The following is a 2865-nucleotide window of genomic DNA, read 5'->3' as shown; positions in this document are numbered from 1 at the left end:
ACGACGCGGTCGTTCTTCTTGACGGCGGCCAGCATCGCGGCGCGGGTCTTGCGCTCCTTGCTCTGCGGGCGGATCATCAGGAAGTAAATGACGATGCCCATGACGGCGAGCATCGGCAGCAGTGACTCAAGTCCCTGTGGGGCGGCGGGATTGGGTTGCGTCGTTTGTGCAATGAGCGAAATCAGCGGAATCATTCAGCGTCCTCGTTGTCAACCGTGGTCGTCAGGCCCGCCTCGAACGCGGCGAACGCGGCGAGCAACTCATGAAAAGTGCCGGCGGCGATCGTCTCCCGAATCCGCCGCATGAGGCGTTGATAGTAGGCGATATTGTGCAGTGATACCAGCATCGGGCCGAGCATCTCCCCCGCCAGGAACAGGTGCCGCAGATAGGCCCGGGAGAAATGGCTGCAGGCGTAGCAATCGCAATTCTCCACCAGCGGACGCGGGTCGGTCTTGTACCGGGAATTGCGGATGCGCACGAAACCGGCGTCGCAAAAGGCGAATGCATTACGGCCGTTGCGCGTCGGCAGAACGCAGTCGAACATGTCCACGCCGGTATTCACCGCGCGCAAAATGTCGATCGGCCGGCCGACACCCATCAGATAGCGAGGGCGGTCGTCGGGCATGCGATGGGTGAATTCGTTCAGAAAGGCGGCCATCTCCTCCGGCGCCTCTCCGACGGACAGGCCGCCGATCGCGTACCCGGGAAAGTCGAGCTTCACGATCTCGTCGAGACAGCGGCAGCGCAGGTCGAGATCGAGCCCGCCCTGGACAATGCCGAATAGCGCCTGGTCGTCGCGTCGCTTCGCATCGCGGCAGTCGCGCGCCCAGCGAATCGTCCGATCGACCGCCTGGCGAAGCAGATCCGGCGAAGCGGGCAGCGGCGGACACTGATCGAAGGCCATGATGATGTCGGCGCCGAGCTTCTCCTGAATCTCGACGGCCTCCGCAGGCGAAAGGCGCAGTACCGCGCCGTCGATGTGCGACTTGAAGGTCACCCCGTCGTCATCAATGCTGTTGAGCGTGGCCAGGCTGAAGACCTGGAAGCCGCCGCTGTCAGTCAGGATCGGCCGGTCCCAGGACATGAATCGGTGCAGCCCGCCCATCTCGGCGACAATGTCGGCGCCGGGACGCAGGGCGAGGTGATAGGTATTGGCGAGAATGATGCTCGCGCTGGCGGCGACGAGCTGGTCCGGCGTGACGCCTTTGACGCTGGCCTTCGTCCCGACCGGCATGAAGGCGGGCGTCTGAATCTCACCATGCGGGGTGTGGAGCACCGCGCATCGGGCGCGCCCTGCGACAGCCCGGATTTGAAAGGAGAATCGAGACATCGAGGTTTTTTCCGGTCGGGGACGGGGCCGCGGGATAGTGCCATAATGATGGCACTACCGCATGGAAATTCCGCCCCGGGCTTCGCTTCGGACATATCTTTGTGCAGCCGTCGCGGCTTGACAAGACCGCCCGGAAAGTCATATAGTAACCGGTCTCGGTTCGCACGCGCGAATAGTTATTTCGGGGGCCGATGCGCTGGTCCGGAAACTGAGCCGGAGCTCTAACTCAACAGGTGCAGGGATGCAACCGGGCACTGGAGGGAATGGCGTGGCGAAGGGTCGAGAAGATTCGAACGGTCACGATAGACCGTCGAAGAAAATAAACGGCGCGGATTCAAACGGCTCGCGGCAGCCCAAGGTGAATGGTCGAAGGGCGACGATCGCCCTCGGAGGCGCGATTCCCCGTAACGGGGACAACGCGAAGCCAACCACACCGATGCCGATGACTCATCTTTCGGATGCCGAGCTTGAGCACTTCCGCGGGCAGTTGGTCCAGAAGCGCGCCGAGTTGATCGGCTCGGTCAAGACCATGGAAAGCGAAGCTCTGCGCAAGACGCGCTCCGAAGGCAGCGGCGATCTGTCCATGATGCCGATCCACATGGCTGACATCGGCACCGACAACTACGAGCAGGAGTTCACCCTCGGCCTCGTCGCCAACGAGCGAGACATGCTCCGGGATATCGACGACGCATTGGCCAGAATCGAAAACAAGACCTTCGGCATCTGCGAAGCCACCCACAAGCCGATCGGCAAGGCTCGCCTCAAGATCAGGCCCTGGGCTCGATTCTGTCTGGAATACAAGCGTTCGCAGGAACAGCAGCGACGCAGGTAGGGCGGGACGAAAGAACCTACGGAACCTCATGATGACGGCCACGTCAGAACCCGCCCCCCCGACCATTGCTGCATCCGGTGCGACCATTCAGTGGGCCATCACCCACGCCCCCAGCCATCTGCGCCTCTGGACCGTCGCGGTCCTCGGCCTGACCGCCGACCTGTGGACCAAGGCCTGGGCCTTTCGCGAACTCGGCGCACACGAGTCGCGCGTGATCATCCCCAACCTCGCCAGTTACAAGCTCTCGCTCAATCCCGGTGCCCTCTTTGGCATCGGCGCCGGCCTGGCGCCGGTCTTCGTCGGCGCATCGGTCCTGGCCCTCATGTTTGTGCTCTACCTCTTCGCGAACTCATCCACCAAGCGATGGTCCATGCACATCGCCCTCGGGCTGGTGCTCGCCGGCGCCCTGGGCAACCTGTACGACCGGGCCACGCAGGCCGCCTATGTCGCCCACTATCCCGACGGGTCGAGGGTCATCGGCACGCTGGTCGATGAGGGCGAGAATACGATCCGCATCGGCGACTTCCCCAACGGCGTCAATGCCCGACAGTTCCCCAAACCGCCGCCCACCTCCAAGTCGGGCCTTCAACCGGTGGTCCGCGACTTCGTGAAGATCGAGGCTAAGATCGGAAAGCTGGAACTGTGGCCGTGGATCTTCAACATCGCCGACGCCCTGCTGGTCTTCGGCGTGGCGATCCTGCTG

Annotated in this window: 4 protein-coding genes; 2 read left to right on the top strand and 2 right to left on the bottom strand. The window is 63.1% G+C overall.

Translation table 11 applies throughout. From position 1 onward, the window contains the following. Positions 1–194: preprotein translocase subunit YajC (yajC, locus tag ACKUUH_RS17090; RefSeq protein WP_407951095.1), on the bottom strand; the 194-nt coding region annotated here is incomplete at its 3' end. Continuing rightward, positions 191–1330, bottom strand: coding sequence for a tRNA guanosine(34) transglycosylase Tgt (tgt, locus tag ACKUUH_RS17085; RefSeq protein ID WP_407951094.1), 1140 nt, complete (start codon positions 1328–1330; stop codon positions 191–193). The genes tgt and yajC, both read right to left, overlap by 4 nt. A 268-nt stretch (positions 1331–1598) precedes the next feature. Here tgt and ACKUUH_RS17080 point away from each other — a divergent pair, with 268 nt between their 5' ends. Together ACKUUH_RS17080 and ACKUUH_RS17075 are read left to right on the top strand one after the other, a co-directional pair. Further along, a complete protein-coding gene (locus ACKUUH_RS17080) occupies positions 1599–2162 on the top strand; it encodes a TraR/DksA family transcriptional regulator (RefSeq protein WP_407951093.1) in 564 nt (187 codons plus the stop codon). 31 nt (positions 2163–2193) lie between these two features. Continuing rightward, positions 2194–2865 (top strand): signal peptidase II (locus ACKUUH_RS17075; protein WP_407951092.1); only part of this gene is annotated, 672 nt, incomplete at its 3' end.

It is taken from the genome of Parvibaculum sp., from assembly GCF_045863935.1.
Classification (GTDB): domain Bacteria; phylum Pseudomonadota; class Alphaproteobacteria; order Parvibaculales; family Parvibaculaceae; genus Parvibaculum.
The sequence above is the reverse complement of the archived record's forward strand: the minus strand, read 5'-3'. Positions and strand labels throughout refer to the sequence as shown.